The 19,956-nt window shown below is 67.9% G+C and carries 14 protein-coding genes and 2 pseudogenes; 11 read left to right on the top strand and 5 right to left on the bottom strand.

Translation table 11 applies throughout. The annotated features are described in order from the left end of the window. Positions 1–175 precede the first annotated feature (175 nt). Complete coding sequence (locus HMPREF9006_RS04600) at positions 176–694, top strand: NADPH-dependent FMN reductase (RefSeq protein WP_009212393.1); 519 nt, start codon at positions 176–178, stop codon at positions 692–694. 134 nt (positions 695–828) lie between these two features. Here the strand turns inward: HMPREF9006_RS04600 and HMPREF9006_RS04595 are convergent, their stop codons facing one another. Beyond that, positions 829–2,553: a dolichyl-phosphate-mannose--protein mannosyltransferase gene (locus HMPREF9006_RS04595; protein WP_156794391.1), complete on the bottom strand. Its 1,725-nt coding sequence runs from the start codon at positions 2,551–2,553 to the stop codon at positions 829–831. A gap of 148 nt (positions 2,554–2,701) precedes the next feature. On the opposite strand from HMPREF9006_RS04595, the gene HMPREF9006_RS04590 reads away from it, so the two are divergent. From HMPREF9006_RS04590 to rsmI, 5 genes are read left to right on the top strand one after another with little or no spacing between them, the layout of a single operon-like run. Next, a complete protein-coding gene (locus HMPREF9006_RS04590; RefSeq protein WP_009212391.1) occupies positions 2,702–3,841 on the top strand; it encodes a metal ABC transporter substrate-binding protein in 1,140 nt (379 codons plus the stop codon). Next, positions 3,841–4,557, top strand: coding sequence for a metal ABC transporter ATP-binding protein (locus tag HMPREF9006_RS04585; RefSeq protein ID WP_034231106.1), 717 nt, complete (start codon positions 3,841–3,843; stop codon positions 4,555–4,557). The genes HMPREF9006_RS04590 and HMPREF9006_RS04585 overlap by 1 nt, the downstream gene beginning before the upstream one ends. Then, complete coding sequence (locus HMPREF9006_RS04580) at positions 4,554–5,498, top strand: metal ABC transporter permease (RefSeq protein ID WP_009212389.1); 945 nt, start codon at positions 4,554–4,556, stop codon at positions 5,496–5,498. Before HMPREF9006_RS04585 ends, HMPREF9006_RS04580 begins: the two co-directional genes overlap by 4 nt. Beyond that, positions 5,495–6,352, top strand: coding sequence for a metal ABC transporter permease (locus tag HMPREF9006_RS04575; protein WP_009212388.1), 858 nt, complete (start codon positions 5,495–5,497; stop codon positions 6,350–6,352). The genes HMPREF9006_RS04580 and HMPREF9006_RS04575 overlap by 4 nt, the downstream gene beginning before the upstream one ends. 12 nt (positions 6,353–6,364) lie before the next feature. Further along, positions 6,365–7,273, top strand: coding sequence for a 16S rRNA (cytidine(1402)-2'-O)-methyltransferase (rsmI, locus tag HMPREF9006_RS04570; protein ID WP_009212387.1), 909 nt, complete (start codon positions 6,365–6,367; stop codon positions 7,271–7,273). Positions 7,274–7,928: 655 nt separating this feature from the next. On the opposite strand, the gene HMPREF9006_RS04565 is transcribed toward rsmI, so the two are convergent. Next, positions 7,929–8,486, bottom strand: a complete 558-nt coding sequence (locus HMPREF9006_RS04565) for an isochorismatase family protein (RefSeq protein WP_009212386.1) — start codon at positions 8,484–8,486, stop codon at positions 7,929–7,931. A gap of 129 nt (positions 8,487–8,615) precedes the next feature. Between HMPREF9006_RS04565 and metG the strand changes: the two genes are divergently transcribed. The 3 genes and pseudogenes from metG to HMPREF9006_RS04550 all read left to right on the top strand — a co-directional run bounded on the left by metG (position 8,616) and on the right by HMPREF9006_RS04550 (position 14,271). Then, on the top strand, positions 8,616–10,457 hold the full coding sequence (gene metG, locus HMPREF9006_RS04560) for a methionine--tRNA ligase (protein WP_009212385.1): 1,842 nt from the start codon (positions 8,616–8,618) through the stop codon (positions 10,455–10,457). 100 nt (positions 10,458–10,557) lie between these two features. Next, positions 10,558–12,027 (top strand): glycoside hydrolase family 32 protein, encoded by a 1,470-nt coding sequence (locus tag HMPREF9006_RS04555; protein WP_009212384.1) that lies wholly within the window; start codon positions 10,558–10,560, stop codon positions 12,025–12,027. A gap of 197 nt (positions 12,028–12,224) precedes the next feature. Beyond that, a pseudogene (locus HMPREF9006_RS04550) lies at positions 12,225–14,271 on the top strand (sucrose-specific PTS transporter subunit IIBC). A gap of 738 nt (positions 14,272–15,009) precedes the next feature. Here the strand turns inward: HMPREF9006_RS04550 and HMPREF9006_RS04540 are convergent. Beyond that, the gene (locus HMPREF9006_RS04540; RefSeq protein ID WP_009212381.1) at positions 15,010–16,035 is read right to left on the bottom strand and encodes a LacI family DNA-binding transcriptional regulator; all 1,026 of its coding nucleotides are present in this window, start codon (positions 16,033–16,035) and stop codon (positions 15,010–15,012) included. Between the two features lie 279 nt (positions 16,036–16,314). Between HMPREF9006_RS04540 and HMPREF9006_RS04535 the strand changes: the two genes are divergently transcribed. After that, on the top strand, positions 16,315–16,581 hold the full coding sequence (locus HMPREF9006_RS04535) for an HPr family phosphocarrier protein (protein WP_034231100.1): 267 nt from the start codon (positions 16,315–16,317) through the stop codon (positions 16,579–16,581). A 4-nt stretch (positions 16,582–16,585) separates the two neighbouring features. Further along, positions 16,586–18,268 (top strand): phosphoenolpyruvate--protein phosphotransferase, encoded by a 1,683-nt coding sequence (gene ptsP / locus HMPREF9006_RS04530; RefSeq protein ID WP_009212379.1) that lies wholly within the window; start codon positions 16,586–16,588, stop codon positions 18,266–18,268. A 94-nt stretch (positions 18,269–18,362) separates the two neighbouring features. On the opposite strand, the gene HMPREF9006_RS04525 is transcribed toward ptsP, so the two are convergent. Together HMPREF9006_RS04525 and HMPREF9006_RS04520 are read right to left on the bottom strand one after the other, a co-directional pair. Beyond that, positions 18,363–19,058 (bottom strand): hypothetical protein, encoded by a 696-nt coding sequence (locus tag HMPREF9006_RS04525; protein ID WP_009212378.1) that lies wholly within the window; start codon positions 19,056–19,058, stop codon positions 18,363–18,365. Between the two features lie 15 nt (positions 19,059–19,073). After that, a pseudogene (locus HMPREF9006_RS04520) lies at positions 19,074–19,956 on the bottom strand (PspC domain-containing protein); the annotation flags it as partial.

Here is a 19,956-nt window from a genome sequence, read left to right as displayed (position 1 = left end):
CCCCCCACACGAGGGGCGCCCCGGTCCGCCCACATGCGTCGATGCGGGCAAGTCTGCCCGGCGCGCCGATGCGAGCGGCGCGCTGTGGCAGAGAGTATAGCGCGTCGCGATTGATTGACCGGGGGGTCCATACTAAGATAGTTGATGTTTCAATGAACGCTCGAAAGGAAACATCATGACGTCTATTGCTATCGTTCTCGGCTCGGTTCGTCCCGGACGCTGGGGCGAGCAGGTCGCGAACTGGATTCAGGCGCGCGCGCAGGCGGCCGGCTTGGACGCCGCAGTCGTCGATCTCAAGGAGTTCGACCTGCCGATCTTTGCCGAGGAGCCGCCGTCGATGGTTGTCCCGACACAGCCCGAGGGCGTTCGTCTGCGCGAGACCCTGGAGGCCCGCGACGGACTCATCTTCGTCACGCCGGAGTACAACCAGTCTGTCCCCGGCGGGCTGAAGAACGCGATTGACTACCTGCCACCGTCGACGCTCAAGGACAAGCCCGTCGGGATCGTCGGCTACTCGTGGCACGACGCCGTCGCAGCCCGCGCGCACCTGCGCCAGATCCTGTCCGGAATGGGTGCCGCGCTCGCTCAGGAGGACGTCGCCATCAACCTCGGCTCCGAGTTCCCCGAAGGAACGTTCACTCCCTCCGAGCAGGTCGACGCTCAGCTTCGCGCGCTCCTCGACGCCCTTGCCTGAGTAGGCCAGCGGGCGCCCTGGGGAACGGATCGCCGGCTAGCCGGCTGTGAGTGGGACGCTCGCACAAGGATGGTTCCGACACGTCAGTGTCGGAACCATCCTTCTATCTGCCGCGTTGCACTCGGCTGTGGCCCCTAGATCCAGGTGCGTAGCCACATATGTGCGCGCCAGAACTCGTAGTCGACCACGTCCGCTCGCCACAGCGGCAGGAAGTACAGCGCGCAGGCGATGATCGCGAGCGTGACGATCGTTGCCAGAGCCCACCCGGGCACGCGAGTGCGAAGGGGGAGCGGCGCCTGTGCCACGCGACCGTCGGCGGGCACCGCGCTCGCGATCACCGCAACCATCCACGCGACCGCCAGCGCCACGAACGGTGCAAAGACGACCGTGTAGAACGTGAAGATCGTCCGGTGCGCATAGGCGAGCCAGGGCAAGTACAGGGCAACGTAGCCCAGCATGATCGTCCCAGTGCGCCAGGAACGGTAGTAGCAGGTTGTCCACACGACGAGGAGGAGGGCTCCGATGCCGACCCACCACAGGAGTGGATTACCGAGCGCGACGACGTCGGTCGCGCACGCGCCCGACCGACACCCCGTGATCTCCTCACCGGTCGCCCAATGGAATGACGTAGCGCGAAGCTGCACGAGCCACGTGAAGGGATTCGACTGGTAGGTGTGCGGCGTCTCGAGATTGTTGTGGAAGGTCCACATCTCCTTGTGGTACAGCCACAGGTCCGCCAGCGCGCCTCCGAAGCCACCAATGCCCGAGCGTCCGTGCCCGTGGGCGGCGGGGTGAGCGAACCAGCCAAACCATGACGCAACATACGTCAAAAGGGCCGTGGGAACCATGAGAACGAAGGCCCACCAGACGTCGGCAAGCAGGGCGCCGCGCACGGGAGACGGGTGGCCGGCGCGCCACCGACAGGTGACCTCCCGGAACGCCACGAAGAGCCCAAGCGTTGCCAGCACATAGATCCCCGACCACTTGACCGAGCAGGCGAGGCCGGCCAGAACGCCGGCCGCAACCAGCCACGGACGGTTTCCCGCATTGGGGCCGACGACGAAGACTCGTTTCTCTCGCCGCGACATGTAGGAGCGCAGGTCGGCCAGTCCCGAACGCGGCGCTCCCAGTCCGTCCCAGTTCGCCAGCTTGCCGACCAGCGCCCGGCGCGCGCTCTGCTGATCCTTGACAACGCAGAGGAAGGCGGCCAGCGCAAACATCGCGAGAAAGCCATCCAGGATCGCGGTCCGGCTCATGACAATCGCCATGCCGTCGGTGGCGAGGAAAACGCCGGCAAGAAGGGTCAGCGCGGGGGAGCGAAAGAGGTTCTGGGCGAGGCGACACAGGAGAAACACGGTTACGATCCCACAGATCGCTGCCGTGATGCGCCACCCGACAGGATCCGCCTGTCCGAAGAACTTCATGCCCAGGGCGATGAGCCACTTGCCTGTGGGCGGGTGTACCGGGTACCCGCCCACAGGCGATAGGCCCGACACGTCTCCCGCGACAAAGGAGGCGTCGTACTCCTTGGGCCAGGTGCCCTCGTATCCGAGGGTGAGGAGAGACCAGGCGTCCTTGACGTAATAGGTCTCATCGAAGATCAGGGTGCGGACGTTGTCGAGGCCGGGAAGGCGAATGGCCGCGGCGACCAGGGTCGCAAGTGCTGTCGCGACCCATCCTGCCCTCGGCGTCGTAAGCCAAGCGGCGCTTCGCCGCGACGCGGCCGCGGGAGGGGGTGTCGATGCTACCTCGGCACCCGGCGCGCCGGTCGACAGCCTCTCGTTCGCTCGGTCGGCCCGCGGAAAGGCATCGGGGGTGAGATCCGCGTGGCTATCGTGTTCGTTCGCTGTATCCATCATGAGCGAGTGTAGCGGCCGGGACGCGCCGCGAAGCATTGCTCGCAAACCTACCCGTGGGCCGTGGTCGTATGTGCAGCGCCATCGTGTTGAGAACTGTTCTCGATTACCCTATAATTTTCGTGTACCCGAAATATTCTTAGGAGTCACGGTGATCCCCTTCTCCCGCCGCGGCGTGCCCGCCGCCGTCCTTGGCCTCGCGCTCCTCCCCCTCGGAGCGTGCGCCCCGGCTTCCTCTGCCCACGGCCTCAAGGTCGTGGCCACGACCACCCAAATCTGCGACTACGTCACCCAGATCGCCGCAGCCGCCAGCGACATCTCCCTGGACAAGACCGACGCATCGGGGAAGACGAGCCACGTGGGTGCCGACGCGAGCGATGCGGCCCTGACGATGAGCCTGACCTGCCTGCTCGCTCCCAACGCCTCCGCGCACGAACACGAGATGACGCCGCAGCAGGCCGGTGCCCTCGCCCAGGCCGACGTCATGGCAGTCTCCGGAGTCGACCTCGAACACTTCCTCGACGATGCCGTCGCCTCCTCCGGCTTCCACGGGCGTATGGTCGTCACCTCCGGCGTCCTCGGCGCCTCCGATATCGACAACCCGAACGGCGGCGATGGCGACCTCCCCTACACGATCGACCGTGGCAACGAGCGCGTCGAGGTGGCTCCCTGGCCGTTCCCGCCCGAGAGCCCCGACGAAGAACCCGAGTTTCGCTTCGACCCGCACGTGTGGACTTCGCCCAAGCGGGCGCGCATCCAGGTGAGCAACCTCGGCGCAGGCCTCGCCGCCGCCGCCCCCGATGTGGCCTCCTCCATCAAGGCGGCCACCGACTCCTACCTGGCGGACCTCGACGCCCTCGACGCGTGGGTTGCAAACGCCATCGAGACCGTGCCATCCTCCCAGCGCGTCCTGTTCACCTCCCACGACGCATTCGGATACTTCTCCGCCGACTACGGGATCCGCTTCATCGGGGCCGCCCTATCCGACTTCAACGACCAGCAGGACGCCACTGCGGAACACATCGCGAGCGCCGTCAAAGCCGTCCAAGAGTCGGGTGCCGTCGCCCTCTTCGCCGAGAACTCCAACAATTCCAAGTCCATCGAGGCCATCGCCCGGGCCGCCGGAGTCACCCCCATCGTCGGTGACGACGCCCTCTACGGCGACTCCCTGGGCCCCGACGGAAGCGAGGGCGCCACCTACGTGGGATCGATCATCCACAACACGCGCGCCGTCACCGACGCGTGGGGAGGCAACGCCCCGCAGCTGCCCGAACGACTCCAGAGCAAGTGATGAACCACCTCGTTTCCTTCCGACACGCAACGCTGGGGTACGGATCTACCCCGGCGCTGACCGGCCTGACCCTCGACGTCGACGAGGGTCAGGCCCTCGCCCTTGTCGGCCCGAACGGCGGCGGAAAAACAACCCTCATGCGAGGTATCGTCGGCGGCTGCTCCCTCCTGTCCGGCTGCGTGGACGTCGGCGCTCGACGCATCGGACTCGTGCCCCAGAGCGCCGACCTGGACCTGACGTTTCCCGTCAGCGCCGCCGAAGTGGTCACCATGGGACTCATCGCCGAGGTGGGGTGGGGGAGGCGCATCGGCGCCGACAAGCGGGCGCGCGTCGCCGACGCCCTCGATCGCGTGAACCTTTCGAGCAAGGCCTCCCAGCGCTTTGGTACCCTCAGTGGCGGCCAGCGCCAACGCGTCCTCGTCGCGCGCGCCCTCGTGGCCCGGCCCCAGCTGGTCATGATGGACGAACCCTTCAACGGCCTCGACGCACCCAGCCGGGACATCATCACCCGACTCATCGCCGAGCTCACCGCGGGCGGCATCGGTGTCATCGTCTCCACCCACGACCTGTCCCTCGCGCGCGACGTGTGCTCGCACGCCTGCGTCCTCGCGTCGCGCCAGGTCGCCCTCGGCCCCGTCGCACAGGCCCTAGAACCATCGGTCCTGGCAGCCGCCTACGGCTCCGGAGCAGACGAAGCGATCGCGGCTCTGTCATGATCGCCCCATACCTGCTCCGCCCGATCGTTGTCCTCGGCCTCCTCGCCCTCGCCGTCGGTCCCGCATCAACCCTGGTCAACCTGCGCAGGGCCGAGTTCAGCGCCGAAACCATGGTGCACGGCGTGTTCCCCGGGATCGTTGTCGGCATGGCCGTCGGCGGGCGCGACGCCATCATCCCCGGGGGTGCCCTGTGCGCCGCATGCGTCGCGGCGGCGCTCACGGCCGCCTCGCGCCGAACGAAATCCTCCGAGGCCACCACCGCCGTCATCCTGACCGCGTTCTTCTCTCTGGGAATCGTCATCTCCCTGAGGATCGGCGACATGTCGGGGCAACTCGAATCCCTCATGTTCGGACGCCTCCTCGACATCACGCCCTCGCGCATGTGGGTCAGCGCCGCCGTGCTCATCGTCGCCGCCCTGATCCTGGTCGCGACGTGGCGAGCCCAGGTGGCGCTCGCCTTCGATCGCGAGGCCGCACGCGTGGCAGGTATCCCCACCCTCGCGATCGACATCGTCTTCAACGCCGCGATCGGAGCGATCGTCGTCGCGGCATCGACGGCCGTCGGCGTTCTCCTCGTCGTCGGCTACCTCATCGTGCCCGGCGCGTGTGGGCGCCTGCTCGCCCCGGGGACGCGCTCGATGGCCGTCATCGCGGCGCTGAGCGCTCTGGTCGGAGGCTGGGCGGGCTTCGGCGTCGCGTTGCTACGAACCCCCAGGCCCCTGTCTCCGCAGGCGTGCGTCGCCCTCGGGGTGCTTGCCTGCTTCGCCCTCGCCTGCGCCGTCCGGCAGCTGCGCGAGGCTCGCACGGGGCGCGACGAGGCCTCGGCGGGTTCTCAGGCGCCCTTGACCGCGCGTGAAACGGGGGAGCAAGCGGTCAACGCGCGTGAAACAGGGTGTGAAACGCGAGCGTCGGGGTTGACGACGGTGGGGGAGGCCTCGTGATCGCCAGCCTCCTCATCCTGCCCGCCCTTCACGTGGCGCTCATCGGCGCGCTCGGCGGCCTCGTCGGAGCCTTCGCCTACCTCGACAGGCGGATCTTCTTCGCCGAATCCGTCACGCACGGGACATTCCCGGGCGCGGTCCTCGGAGTCGTCATCGCATCGGCGCTGGGGCTCGGCCACGCCGGCATGTCCACAGCCCTGTACATCGGGGCGTTCCTCGGAACCATTCCGCTGGTGGCCCTCATGCGCGCCCTTGCCACGATCCCCGGCATCTCCAGCCAAGGCGCAGCCGGCATCGTGCTAACCGCGGGTTTTGCTTCCGGCTACTTCCTGGCTACCTGGTTCAAGCCCCTTCCCCTGGCCGTCAGCTCCTTCCTCACCGGATCGGTCATGACGGTGTCCCCCGCGGACGTCGCGTGGGCGGGGGGAGTCCTCGGAGCGACCGTCGTGGTTGTGAGTGTCGGCGCTCGCCACCTGCTCGCCCACTGCTTCGATCCGTCGGCCCCCGGGGCGGCGCGTCTGGCCGCCCGCCACGAGCGCATCATCCTGGCGATGATCCTCGCGGCCGTCACGGTCGCCATTCCGGGAGTCGGAACCATCCTGTCCATCGCCCTCGTCGCCGCCCCCGCCGCAACCCTGGCTCCCATCGTTCCCAGCGCGCGGGCCTTCCTCGTCGGCTCCCCGCTCCTGGGGGCACTCCTCGGATTGGCGGGGCTGGCCATCGCCGTGCCCGCCGGCCTGAGCGCCGGAGGGACCATCGCCCTGCTGTGCGCGGCCAGCGTCCTCGCCTCCCGCGTACCGGGCTGGCTCGCCCGCCTGGGCGCCTCGCGCCGTGCGAGCAGCCGACGAGGGTGAGACGATACCCGCATGGTTGCCACGCTCGACGCCCCCTCCGCGCCCGAACCCGCCCCGGCCTCGCCCCGCGACGCCCCCGGACAGGCTCCCTATCGCCAGCCGGTCGGCTCCATCGTGCTGGCCGCCACCCCCATCGGTGACGTGCGCGACGCCTCGGCGCGTCTCGTGAGCGCTCTCGAAGGCGCGGACATCGTCGCCGCCGAGGACACGCGCCGCGCGCTCGCCCTGGCCTCGCGCCTGGGCATCAAGCTCGGTGGCCGCCTTGTCGCCCTGCATGACCACAACGAGGCCGAGAAGTCCGCGGGCATCGTCGAGGCGGCCAGGGGAGGGGCGCGCGTCGTCTTCGTCTCCGACGCGGGCATGCCCACCGTCTCCGACCCCGGATTCCGCCTCGCCCGGGCGGCAATCGAAGCCGACGTCCCTCTGTCCGTCCTGCCCGGGCCCTCCGCCCCCCTCGTTGCGCTCGCCCTGTCCGGCCTGCCCTCCGACCGCTTCGCCTTCGAGGGCTTCCTGCCGCGCAAGGACGGTGAGGCGACGCGCTACCTGCAGGACCTGGCGGCCGACCCCCACACCCTCATCTTCTTCGAGTCCCCCCGGCGGGCCGCGTCGACCCTGGCGCGCATGGCCCGTGTCTTTGGAGGCGAGCGCCGCGCCGCCGTGTGCCGAGAACTCACCAAGGAGTACGAGGAGGTCCGCCGAGGAACGCTCGGGGAGCTCGCTGAGGGTGCCGCGGACGTCCTTGGCGAAGTCACGATCGTCGTGGCCGGGTACGAGCGCGGCACCCGCGCCGAAGACCACGTCGGCGCCGTTTTGGCGCTGGCCGCCGAGGGGATGCGCCTCAAGGACGCTGCGGCCGAGGTCGCCGCCGCGACCGGCGCGCGTAAGAACGAGCTCTACAAGGCGGCGCTCGCCGCGAAGTGACGAGGCCGGGGCGCGGGCCTGCGGGGCGGGGGAGGGGTCGGGAACGTGTGACGGTGGGGACTGCCTGGCGGTCCGCCCAACCACGACCCGCACGCGCGCGGGGCACGTCGGTCCGTGCTGTTACTGCTGGTGTCGCTGCGTCCGGCGGGCCCGAAGAGGTGGTGTCCAGTGGGGCAACGTGCGGGTCGGGGATGGCGGGCGCGTGTACTGGGGGTCGTTCGCGCTGCCGAGGGCTTGTTCTTGGCGGGCGACGGCGGGGCCACTTCCGCGTGGTTTTCCTTGTTGGAGCGTGCGCTACACCCGATCGGTATGCAGTACACCCTTTCCTGTCGGGTGTTCTGCTCCCTAACGGGTGTTCTGCTCCCTAACGGGTGGGCTGCTCCCTAACGGGTGTACTGCTGCGCGTCTGCACGTGAGCGTCGGTGTCGCCGTAGCCAGCGCCGCACCGGCTAAAACCCCAACTGACCCGCGGCGCGAAACGCGCACGACGCCCCTGCCAGCAACACGCGGTGCCCTACATGCTTGAAGAGGAAGCGACGATCCGGATGGCTTATGGCGCTCCGGACAGGCTCATGACGTACTCCCGACAAGTGCCGTCTGCCCAGCAGTGCGCAAGCGAGTCACAAGCCTGGCGCCATCGCGCCGTACCTGAGCCTCAGACGAGCGTCACGCCCTCCGTCCGCATCTTCTCCCGAGCAGCCTTCCCCAGCTCCTCGCTCACCGGAACCGTCAGATCGCTCAGCACCCGCGTGGCAAAGCCCGCGTGCGCGGCGTCGATAGCCGTGCTCGCCACGCAGTGCGACTCTGCCAGGCCGACGACGTCCACGTCCGTGATGCCCGCATCGCGCAGCGCCTGCTCCAGCGTCTTTCCGTCCTCCGTCGTGCCCTCGAAACCCGAGTAGGCGGCCTCGTACTGTCCCTTCTTCACGCTCACCTGTGCGTTGACACGCGCGAGCGCCGGGTGTAGCTCCGCCTCTGGCGTGCCCGCCACACCATGCGGGGGCCACGTGTCCACGAAGTCGGGGGAATCCGAGAAGTGCGTTCCCGGATCAATATGCCAGTCCTGGGTGGTTGCGATCAGGGCGTAGTCGCCCCGGTGCTCATCCACGAATCGAGCCACGGCCTCGGCGATGGCGTTTCCGCCCTGGACGGCAAGAGCACCCCCCTCGCAGAACGTGGGCTGGACATCGACGATAATGAGCGCGCGTGACATGTTGTCTCCCGGAAGAAGCGGCGTTTTCCTCAGGATATCACCTCGGTCGCAGCCCTTGATCGTTGGAACAGTGGGCAGCCATGACGTCGGTTGCCCCTTTGGGTCGCGTACACAGTATTCTTAGGGGCTATGAGTCGTATTCTGTCCGCCGTCGCGTGGCCCTACGCCAACGGCCCCCGTCATATTGGCCACGTCGCGGGATTCGGTGTCCCCTCCGATGTCTTCTCCCGGTACATGCGCATGGCCGGGCACGACGTGCTCATGGTGTCCGGCACCGACGAGCACGGCACGCCGATCCTGGTCGCAGCAGACTCCGCCGGCGTGAGCGCTCGCGAGCTGGCCGACCAGAACAACCGGCTCATCGTCGAGGATCTGGTGGCCCTCGGGCTGTCCTACGACCTCTTCACCCGCACGACCGCCGGCAACCACTACCGTGTCGTCCAGGACATGTTCGCGACCGTGCGCGACAACGGCTACATGATCGAGCAGGTCACCCGCGCCGCCATCTCCCCCTCGACCGGCCGCACCCTGCCCGACCGCTACATCGAGGGCACCTGCCCGATCTGCGGGGCCGAGGGGGCGCGCGGCGACCAGTGCGACAACTGCGGCAACCAGATGGACCCCACCGAGCTCATCAACCCGCACTCGCGAATCAACGGCGAGACCCCGCAGTTCGTGGAGTCCACCCACTACTTCCTCGACCTGCCCGCCCTGGCGCAGGCCCTGTCGGACTGGCTCGACGAGCGCGAGAAGTCCGGCACCTGGCGCCCCAACGTCATCAAGTTCTCCAAGAACTTCCTGGGCGACATCCGCCCGCGCGCGATGACACGCGACATCGACTGGGGCATCCCGGTCCCCGGCTGGGAGGACCAGCCCACCAAGCGCCTGTACGTGTGGTTCGATGCTGTCATCGGCTACCTGAGTGCCTCCATCGAGTGGGCGCGCCGCAGCGGGGACCCCGAGGCGTGGCGCAGGTGGTGGAACGATCCCGAGGCCCTGTCCTACTACTTCATGGGCAAGGACAACATCGTCTTCCACTCCCAGATTTGGCCGGCCGAGCTGCTGGGATACAACGGCCAAGGAGCCAAGGGCGGAAAGCCTGGTGACCTGGGCGTCCTCAACCTGCCAACAGAGGTTGTCTCCTCGGAGTTCCTCACCATGGAAGGAAAGAAGTTCTCCTCCTCCCACGGCATCGTCATCTACGTGCGCGACTTCCTGGAGCGCTACCAGGCCGACGCGCTGCGCTACTTCATCAGCGCCGCCGGCCCGGAAACATCCGACTCGGACTTTACGTGGGCAGAGTTCGTGCGCCGCACCAACGGCGAGCTGGTCGCCGGCTGGGGGAACCTGGTCAACCGCACGGCCTCCATGATCGCTAAGAAGTTTGGGCAGATCCCGACCCCGGGCGAACTGGAGGAGATCGACCGCGCCCTCCTGGACGCCGTCGAGGCCGGATTCGCCACGGTTGGCAACCTCATCCGCCACCACCGGCAGAAGGCCGCCCTGTCGGAGGCGATGCGGCTCGTTGGGGAGGCGAACAAGTACGTCACCGACACCGAGCCCTTCAAGCTCAAGGCCCCCGAACAGCGCGAGCGCCTCGCGACCGTCCTGTGGACCCTCGCCCAGGTGGTCGCGGACCTGAATCTCATGCTCTCTCCGTTCCTGCCCCACGCGGCCAACGACGTCGACCGCGTCATGGGCGGGGAGGGGAGGATCGCCCCCATGCCGCGCATTGAGGAGGTGGCGGAGCTGGACCCGCAGGTGTTGCCCTCGGACTTCGATGGTCGCTCCTCCTACCCGATCATCACGGGCGACTACGCGAGCGTGCCCACCTGGGAGCGTCACCCAATCGCCGTGGGTACCCCGATCGCCAAGCCCACCCCCGTCTTCGTCAAACTCGACGAGGCAATCGTGGACGAAGAGCTGGCGCGCTACGCGAACGCGCACCCCGACGACGTGACCGGCGCGTAGACAACCGGCACGGCTCCTCGCTTGCCCGAGGAGTGTTCGCGGGGTGGGACGCCAGGGTCCCGCCCCGCGCCCCGCATGCTCCCGATGTTAAGTTGGGTGCATGGTCGAAGACTTTCTCGCGTCCGCCCTCGAAGCCGAGGCCGGCTCGCGCGCCCGCCAAGACCCCGACTACCCCCTCTTCCACGTCGCCCCTCCCGTGGGGCGACTCAACGACCCCAACGGGCTCATCGAGGTGGGGGGCACCTACCACGCGTTCTTCCAGTACACGCCCCAGCATCCGCGCAAGCTCGTCTACTGGGGGCACGCCACGTCCACGGATCTGACCCATTGGGACTACCACGCCCCGGCAATCCTTCCCGACACTCGACAGGATCGCAACGGCGCCTATTCGGGCACCGCGATCGAGGTCGGCGATCACGTGGAACTGTGGTACACCGGCAACTACAAGGACGCTGAGACGGGTGAGCGCGAGGCCACCCAGTGCGTCGTCACGACCCGCGACATGGTCCACTTTGACAAGCACGTGCCGCCGATCATCGGCCGTCAGCCGCGCGGCTACACCGCTCACTTCCGCGACCCCCAGGTGTGGCGAGACGCCGACGGCTCCTACCGGATGCTGCTCGGCGTCCAGCGTGAGAACCTCACCGGCGCCGCACTGCTCTACCGATCGACCGACTTGCGCGCGTGGGAATGCGTCGGGGAGATGACCTTCCCCGACGCCTCGGGTGCATTCGATAGCTTCGGATACATGTGGGAATGCCCGAACCTTGTGCGCCTGAGAGACGAGGAGAGCGGGTGCTCCCGCGACGTCCTCATCTTCTGTCCGCAGGGCATCGCCCCCGAGCGTGAGGGCTTTGAGAACGTCTTCCCGTGCGTGGCCGTCATCGGAGAGCTTGTCGGCACCGAGTTTCGCGGAGCCGACGGCAGCTTCGAGGAAGTCGATCGCGGCACGGAGTTCTACGCGCCCCAAATCATGGCTCGTTCCTCCTCGTCGCTCTCCGACACCCCGACGATTCTCCTCGGCTGGGCGGGAAACGCCGGCGAGGACGACCAGCCGTCGATGGCGTCGGGCGGGTGGGTCCACTGCTTCACCGCGCCGCGCGCCCTCAGCCTGCGCTCGGGCCGACTCATCGCCCGTCCGTACCTCCCCGGCCTTCCGCTCGCCCCGGCGCAGCTGCGCGGGACCCCCGCGGACGAGGACGGGGCGGTAGTCGCGCAGCTGGTGGATTCTCGCTCGTGGCGCCTGGCCTTCGATGCGGCCTACGGTGCGGAGCGGCTGTCGCTGCGCATCGGCGAGGACTCAGGGCTGGAGATCATCCTGGAGGAGCAACGCCTCATCGTCGATCGACAGGGGACGCGCTACCCCCACGGTGGCCGCCGCGTCGTCTCCCTGACGGCGGGGGAGGCCAACCGCGTTGAGGTCGTCCACGACCGCTCTATCACGGAGATCTACCTGGGTGACGGGTCACGCGTGTTCACGACCCGGACGTTCCTGCGCGGAGCGGGGGTCGGTGTGAGGCTCGTCGGCGGGGCGTCCGTGGCGAATCTGCGCTCCGCTCGCGCGGACTGACGCGGCGGCGGTGCGGGTCCGTGGCTCGCGGGCTCGTGTGGGCGGACTCTCAGCCTCTGATCTGAGAAGATGCGCGACAAGCCTTGCGTGAACGAGGCAACAGCACCTACCATGTCAATCGATTGCTACACACCGCCCAGCGCGCTGCGTGACAATGGCGTCGCGCGTGGGATCACAAGAAAGGAATGTGGTCGGCAATGGATCACGCCAAGGTGGCAGGAGAGGTCGTCGACGCGGTCGGCGGAGTCTCAAACATCAGTGCAGCAGCGCACTGCGCGACGCGGCTCCGCCTGGTGATCGCGGACGAATCCAAGATCAACCAGCAGGCCCTCGACGACAATGACGACCTGAAGGGCACGTTCGCCGCCGGCGGCATGTTCCAGATCATTGTCGGTCCCGGCGACGTTGACCAGGTGTACGCCCACATGGTCGCCGACCACGGCGTGCGCGAGGTCTCCAAGGACGAGGCGAAGGAAGAAGCAGAAGCGGGAGGCAATCTCTTCTCCCGCTTCATCAAGATGATCGCCGACATCTTCGTCCCCATCCTCCCGGCCCTGATCGCCGGCGGTCTCCTCATGGCCCTGCACTCGGTCCTCACGGCTGAGGGGCTCTTCGGCGAGAAGTCCGTCGTCCAGATGTACTCGTGGCTGAGTGACTACGACGCGCTCATCAACCTGGTCTCCTCCGCGGCCTTCGCCTCCCTTCCCGTCCTCGTCGGATTCTCCGCGGCGAAGCGATTCGGTGGAAACACCTACCTGGGTGCTGCCATGGGTGCCGCCATGGTCTCCCCCTCGCTCCTGTCCGCCTACTCGATGACGGATGCGGCAGCTGCCGCCAAGTACTGGGCCTACACCGACCAGTCCTCGGTGTGGAACCTGTTCGGCCTGGAGGTCACGAAGGTCGGCTACCAGGCGATGGTCATCCCCACCCTGGTCGTCACCTGGATCATGTGCCTCATCGAGAAGAGCCTGCACAAGGTCCTCAAAGGGACGGCGGACTTCCTGCTCACCCCGCTCATCACGCTGCTCATCACCGGCTTCTTGGCATTCGTGGTCGTCGGTCCCGTCACCCGCGAGCTGTCCAACTACCTGACCTACGGCGTCAACTGGCTCTACACGTCGCTCGGCCTCTTCGGCGGCCTGATCTTCGGCTTCTTCTACAGCGCGATCGTCGTCACCGGCCTGCACCAGTCCTTCCCGGCGATCGAGATTCCGCTGCTGCCCGCCAACGGTGGCGTCGGCGACTTTATCTTCCCGATCGCCTCCATGGCGAACGTCGCGCAGGGCGCGGCGGCCCTGGCCGTCTTCTTTAAGACCCGCGATGCCAAGCTCAAGGGCCTGGCCGGAGCCGGTGGCGTTTCCGCTGTCTTCGGCATCACCGAGCCCGCGATCTTCGGTGTCAACCTGCGCCTGCGTTGGCCCTTCTTCATCGCCATGGGCGCCTCGGCCATCGGCTCCGCGGGCGTCGCCCTGCTGAACGTGCGCGGTCAGGCGCTCGGCGCCGCCGGATTCGTCGGCTTCGTGTCGATCATTCCCAAGTCGATCCCCGCCTACCTGGCCCTCGAGGTCCTGGTCTTCGTCCTGTCCTTTGGGGCGACCCTCGGCTATGCCCTCACGCGAGGCAAGGTCGACATGGGGGGTCGCTCCTCGGCTCCCGCCGCTTCGGCGCCCGCGGGTGCAGTCGGCGCCCCCGCCCCGGTCCGCCGCCCCGACGACCGCGGGTGCAGTCGGTGCCCCCGCCCCGGCCTCCGCCGCCGCTTCCTTTAGCGACGAGGCCGCAGCTGATCTCTCGGTGACCTCGCCCCTGGCGGGCACCGTCGTCCCGTTGGAACAGGTCAAGGACGAGTCCTTCGCCAAGGGAATGCTCGGCCCCGGCATCGGGATCGAACCCGCCGACGGCCTGGTCGTCGCCCCCTTCGACGGCACCGTCACGGTTGCGTTCCCGACTGGGCACGCCTACGGCATCAAGGCCGCGTCCGGGGTGCAGGTGCTCATCCACGTCGGAATGGACACGGTCAAGCTTGAGGGAAAGGGCTTCACGCCCCGCGTGTCCAAGGGAGACGTCGTGCGTCGTGGTGACGTGCTTGCCGAGGTCGACCTCGACGTGATCCGAGCCGCGGGCTACGAGACCATCACTCCGGTCGTGGTCACGAATAAGAAGAAGTTCGGAGCGGTCGACCCCGTGGCGAGTGGTGAGGTCCGCCGCGGCGACGCGCTGCTGCAGGTTACGCCCAAGGAATCATAAGACCGAGGCGCTCCGAAGTAGCGAGTGTGCGGAATGGGCGTCGTGCCTGTACCGCACACTCGCCTTGTGAGCTGGCGGCCTTGTTCTGTCCTCGTGCAGGCCTGACCTGTGATCGAAGCTGGGCCCCCGAGGAGTGAGCGTTCGCCAGCTATTGCGCACGTTTCCACCTCTTCCCTTCGTGGGCAGCGCCGGCGCTCGGGCGAGCGGGTCACCGCGGGTGACAGCACCGACGCTCGGGTGAGCAGGTCGCTGCGGGTGACAGCACCCACGCTCGGGCGAGCAGGTCGCTGCGGGTGACAGCACCGACGCCTGGGCGAGCGGGTCGCTGCGGGTGACAGCACCCACGCTCGGGCGAGCAGGTCGCTGCGGGTGACAGCACCCACGCTCGGGCGAGCAGGTCGCTGCGGGTGATCATGCGTTTTATTTGTTGATATCCGCTCGCGGATAGGAAACAATCACGCGGATAGGTTATGAACACGCGGATAGGTTACTAGCCTATCCGCAAGCCGATAATCTATCCGCAAGCGGACAACCTATCCGCGAACGCGTCTGTGCCTCACCCACACAGGGTCTGGACTGTTCCCGGGTCGGTGGAGGCCGGAGAGTTGCCGCTGGCCCTCGCAGGGGGCAAGGAATACTGCGGGTCGGCGGAGGCCGGAGAGCTGCCCCTGGCCCTCGCAGGGGGCAAGGAATACTGCGGGTCGGCGGCAATAGTTGGAAGATTCGCCGCGAGGCCTCTCACGGGGCTAGCGAGCGCCCCCGCAGCAGCGTTCCCGCAAACTCCACGGTGCGGGCAACCCCCGCCCCCGCCTCGTCACGGGGGATGCGTGGAAGGGTTCCATCGATCTGTCCGAGCAGGATCGACACCGCTGCCCGCGCGATCTCCTCGATGGGCTGACGGATCGTCGCCAGGTGCGGGAGGGCACGGCGCATCGTTTCCGTCCCGTCGAAGCCGATGACGGACAAGTCGCCGGGAACCGACAAGTCTCGCGTGCGCGCCCATTCAAGGACCTCGGCTCCCGCCAGGTCATCGGTGGCGAAAACGCCGTCAACGGGTTCGAGGGCGTGGGCCTCGTCCAGCGCGTCGCGCACCATCGTGAAGCGCTGGGGTGTTGGGGTATCGAAGGGAACGGTAAGGACCCGCGCGTGCAGTCCCGCCCCCTCCACCTCCGCCCGATAGCCGGCCTCGCGCAGGTTGTGCAGCCCCGAGCGCGAGGTGAGCAGCACCGGATGACGAGAACCCGCCTCCAACAGGGCCCGCGTTGCCGCCGCCCCGGCCTCCTCGTTCGCGCACCGCACGTTCGGGATGGAGGGGCTGAGATCTCGGTCGATCGTCACCAGCGGCATGCGGATAGTGTCGTACTCCTGCAGGCCCTCGTTGTGCGCGCCCGATATGATCCCGTCCACGCGGTTGCCCACCAGCAGGGACAGGTACTCGCGCTCGCGCTCCGCCCGCCCCATCGAGTTGCAGATGAGGATGCGATAGCCCGCCTCGGCCAGGGCGTTCTCAACCTCGACGGCGAGCTCACCGAAGAACGGCAGCGACACCGTCGGCACGATGAGGCCCACCGTCTGGGTGCGCATTCCGTGCAGCGCGCGCGCCAGCGAGTTCGGGCGGTATCCCAGAGTCTCGATCGCGTCCGCGACCCGCCGCTTCGTCTTCTCCGAGAGGTATCCGCGGTTGTTGAGGACCCGCGAGACGGTTGTCAGACTCACTCCGGCGAGTCGCGCAACATCGGCCAGCGTGGGTTCGCGGGAACTCATGCGCGCTTTCCTTTCGTCGGTACCGCACCATTGTAGTCGGCGGCAATCGGGTCAGTCGCGCGTCTGGTCGGCGAGGCCCCGAATCGCCGCCGGTGCCCGCTTGCCTCCGCGGGGACAAGCGGGTCACCCGACGCATGGTTGTTCGTCATTTATTGAGGTGATGTATCCCATGTGAGCGTCAACGGTATTGGGTTTCCAACGCGCTACAGACCCCATACGATGGGGATCACGGGCACCTGTGTCTCACGATGGACATACCCGCATTCGAAAGGAATGACCATGATTTCTCGCACCGTTGCTATTGGTTCCTCCGTTGGCCTCCACGCGCGTCCCGCTTCCGTCCTCGCCGAGGCCGTCGATGACTCTGGCGTTGACGTGACCATCGCGTTTGGCGGGGAGGAGGCGGACGCCGCGTCGCTCCTCGAGATCATGACGCTGGGCGCCAAGCACGGCGACGTTGTCACCCTGTCCACCGAGGACGATTCCGCGGGCGCGGTGCTCGACTCCCTCGTGGAGCTCCTGTCCCGCGACCTCGACCAGGAGTGAGGCGATGACGACGCACCTTGTCCTGCACGGGATCGGCGTGTCCGCCGGAACCGCTGCCGCCCCTGCCGCGATCGTCCAGCCGGCCCCCGGCGTTGACGCCTCCGAACCCGGCAGCGTTGATGCGGCGGCCGACGGGGCGCGCGTCCGAGAGACCCTTGCGGCCGTTTCCGAGCGCCTGAGCGAGCGCGTTGAGCGCGCCCCCGAGGAGACAAAGGCTGTCCTGAAGGCGACCGCGCAGCTCGCAGGTGACCGCGGACTGGCCAAGGCCATCGACAAGAAGCTGAAGAAGGGCCTCGGGCTCACCCAGGCGGTCCACGACGCGGTCGAGGACTACGCCCAGATGCTGCGCGGCCTCGGCGGCTACATGGCCGAACGCGCCACCGACCTGTATGACGTGCGCGATCGCGTCATCTGTGAGCTGCGGGGCCTTCCCGAGCCCGGCGTTCCCGCCTTCGACGGTCCGGTCGTCCTCGTGGCTCGCGACCTGGCGCCGGCCGAGACCGCGACGCTGGATCCCAAGACGGTGCTGGGAATCATCACCGAAATCGGTGGCCCCACGTCTCACACCGCGATCTTGGCGGCCCAGCTGGGTATCCCCGCGATCGTCAAGGCCGAGGGCATCCTTCAGGTCGAGGAAGGGACGATGCTCGCCATCGACGGCGGCGTCGGCGAGGTGATCATCGCCCCCACCGACGATGAGGTTGCCCTGCTCAAGGAACGGTCGCGTCGGCGTGCTCTCGCCCTGGCGGGATCGACCGGCGAGGGAGCCACCTACGACGGCTACCGCGTCAAGCTGCTGGCCAACATCGGCACGGTCGACGACGCCCTCAACGCGTCGTCCTTCGATCTTGAGGGGTCGGGGCTGTTCCGCACGGAGTTCCTCTTCCTGGAGCGCGCCGAGGCGCCGTCGCTGGAGGAACAGACCGAGACGTACACGAAGGTTCTCCGGGCCTTCGGGACGCGTCGCGTCGTCGTGCGCACCCTGGATGCCGGGGCGGACAAGCCTCTCACCTTCGCGGATCTGGGCGCCGAGGAGAACCCCGCGCTGGGGCGTCGAGGCCTGCGCCTGTGCCAGGTGCGTGAGGATCTGATCGACACGCAGCTGCAGGCGCTCGCGGCCGCCTACCGGGCCACCGGCGCGGACCTGTGGGTCATGGCGCCCATGGTCTCCACGGCCGATGAAGCGCAGTGGTTTGCGTCGAAGGCGCGGAGCCTGGGCCTGCCCAAGGTCGGCATCATGATCGAGGTGCCCGCCGCCGCCCTGCGTGCGGAGCAGCTCTTGTCGATCGTCGACTTCGCGTCGATCGGAACGAACGATCTGACGCAATACACGATGGCCGCCGACCGACTGGACGGAAGCCTCGCGCGCCTCCTGGACACGTGGCAGCCCGCTGTCCTGGAGATGATTCGTCGCGCCTGCAACGGCGGGCGCGCGACGGGAAAACCCATCGGCGTGTGCGGCGAGGCCGGCGGCGACCCGCTGCTTGCCCTGGTCCTCACGGGCCTGGGGGTTGCCTCCCTGTCGATGGCCCCGACGAAGGTCAATGCCGTGCGAGCCGCCCTGCGCATGCACGACCTGGCCACCTGCCAGCAGATGGCCGCCTTCGCGGTGGACGCGCCCAGCGCGAAGGAGGGCCGCGAGAACGTCATGAAGCTCGTGGCTCCGGCCATGCTGGACCTTCTCTAGGTCAGCCGCGAGCAACGCCAAGCAGGGTGGGCCGGGAACCAACAGGTTCCCGGCCCACCCTGCTTTCAGATGCCCCGAGGGGCGAGAGGGCTCCTCAGCCCTGGCGGATCGAGTCCGCCGCGCCGGCGTTTGCCTGCGCCTTGTGTTCCTGATTCTTGCCGCGGCCCGAGAAGAGAGCGGTCAGAATCAGGACGATTCCGAGCGCTGCGACCCCGGTGATCCCGAGGATCGGCAGGTTAAACGTGGGGATGAATGCCTCGGCGATCAGGAAGAATCCCGTCAGGCACACCAGGGCCGCCCACACGAAGGCCCCGACCCGCACGCCCTTGCTGGGTGCCTCGGGAAGCGTGCGCATGTCGACGGGGCCGCGCGGCGCGCTCCACGTCCGCTGAGTACCAGAGGCGGCGCCGTAGCCGTCGGCACCCGTCGGCGCGCGGGTGTCCCCGTACGTCGGCGCCTCGTCCCCGCCCACCGGGGACGTCTCGCCGGTGGAAGCCGGATCGAAGGCCGTGCGCGAAGCGCCTACGGAATCGGGGTGAGGAGAGGCCTGCGCCGCGGAATCCGCCTCGCCTTGCGCGCGCGTCGTGCCCGCAGCGTCAGCGTCTGAGCGAAAGGGATCCGTGGGCATCTGCGCGGTCGGTGCCTCCCTAAAGAATGCGAGCGGATCCGAGACGGGCATCTGCCTCGTCGCGTCCTGCCCTACCCCCACGAGAGGGGCGGGAGTGGAGGGAAGAGGCGTGGTCGCATCCACGTCGGGCGAGGGCGTGGCCTCATCGTTGGGGGTCGTCATGATCGTTTTCCTTCCTCAGTTGCCCGACTGGGAGTCGGAGGGGGTGGCGGAGGGTGACGGGCTAGGTGAGTGGGAGGGGCTTGGCGTGGCGAAAGGCGTGGCGGCGCCCGAACTCCAGGTGTGCGACGTGTCGGGCACCATTGTCAGCTGCAGTGTTTCCAGGTTGGCGTTGTCGTCGATCAGGACGGTGATGCCCCCGAGGCCGGTAGTGCCCCACGAAGGGGAGGTCACCTTCGTGTCGCTTGAGCAGCTCTTGAGGGGAGCCGCCCAGCCGTCGTTTGGGATGTTTGTGGAAACGGAGTCGATTCCCGACTGGCAGATGATCTGAACGGGCTGGCCCTCCGCCACGAGGATGTTCAGGTGAGACCAGGCGCGCCAGCTGACGGTGATCGTCTTGGTTGTTCCCACGGGTGCTCCGCTCAGATCGAGGGTCGTCATGCCAGTGGGGCTCCCGCCCTGCACGGAGTCAGCCTTCCAGTCCAGCATCGTATTTCCTGTCGGATTCACGATCGCGGGTCCCGCCTGCTGGATGCGCCCCTGGACGTTCTCCGTACCGAGGGCAGCCGTGGGCACAGCGAAGAGCATGCCGATGATGGACAGCGCCGTGAGCCAGCCGGCTCCCCGATCTCGCAGGGCTGCGACCGCCAGGGAAAGGCCGACGATCAGCAGGCACGTGCCCCCGCCGATCAGGATGATGCGAGAGAAGGTCGTAGCTTCGTCGGTGCCGCTCACCAGGGGAATCACGTAGCCCTCGGTGGTTGCGTACATCGCCGCGAAGACGGTGGCAAACACGAGGAGGATGAGGCCGGTGATGGCCAGGCTGACGCGTCCGGACACCGTGCGCGGCCGGTGGGTGGGCGCGGGCGGGGGACTCCAGACCCGGGGCGCGGGCCCGCTC

This window comes from Actinomyces sp. oral taxon 180 str. F0310, from assembly GCF_000185285.1.
Classification (GTDB): Bacteria; Actinomycetota; Actinomycetes; order Actinomycetales; family Actinomycetaceae; genus Pauljensenia.
Note: the sequence above shows the minus strand (reverse complement) of the source record. Positions and strands in the feature narration are given on the sequence as shown.

Coding starts and splice junctions, on each gene's coding strand:
- HMPREF9006_RS04600 (WP_009212393.1), top strand. CDS start 176: ATGACGTCTATTGCTATCGTTCTCGGCTCGGTTCGTCCCGGACGCTGG.
- HMPREF9006_RS04595 (WP_156794391.1), bottom strand. CDS start 2,553: ATGATGGATACAGCGAACGAACACGATAGCCACGCGGATCTCACCCCC.
- HMPREF9006_RS04585 (WP_034231106.1), top strand. CDS start 3,841: ATGAACCACCTCGTTTCCTTCCGACACGCAACGCTGGGGTACGGATCT.
- HMPREF9006_RS04580 (WP_009212389.1), top strand. CDS start 4,554: ATGATCGCCCCATACCTGCTCCGCCCGATCGTTGTCCTCGGCCTCCTC.
- rsmI (WP_009212387.1), top strand. CDS start 6,365: ATGGTTGCCACGCTCGACGCCCCCTCCGCGCCCGAACCCGCCCCGGCC.
- HMPREF9006_RS04565 (WP_009212386.1), bottom strand. CDS start 8,486: ATGTCACGCGCGCTCATTATCGTCGATGTCCAGCCCACGTTCTGCGAG.
- metG (WP_009212385.1), top strand. CDS start 8,616: ATGAGTCGTATTCTGTCCGCCGTCGCGTGGCCCTACGCCAACGGCCCC.
- HMPREF9006_RS04555 (WP_009212384.1), top strand. CDS start 10,558: ATGGTCGAAGACTTTCTCGCGTCCGCCCTCGAAGCCGAGGCCGGCTCG.
- HMPREF9006_RS04540 (WP_009212381.1), bottom strand. CDS start 16,035: ATGAGTTCCCGCGAACCCACGCTGGCCGATGTTGCGCGACTCGCCGGA.
- HMPREF9006_RS04535 (WP_034231100.1), top strand. CDS start 16,315: ATGATTTCTCGCACCGTTGCTATTGGTTCCTCCGTTGGCCTCCACGCG.
- ptsP (WP_009212379.1), top strand. CDS start 16,586: ATGACGACGCACCTTGTCCTGCACGGGATCGGCGTGTCCGCCGGAACC.
- HMPREF9006_RS04525 (WP_009212378.1), bottom strand. CDS start 19,058: ATGACGACCCCCAACGATGAGGCCACGCCCTCGCCCGACGTGGATGCG.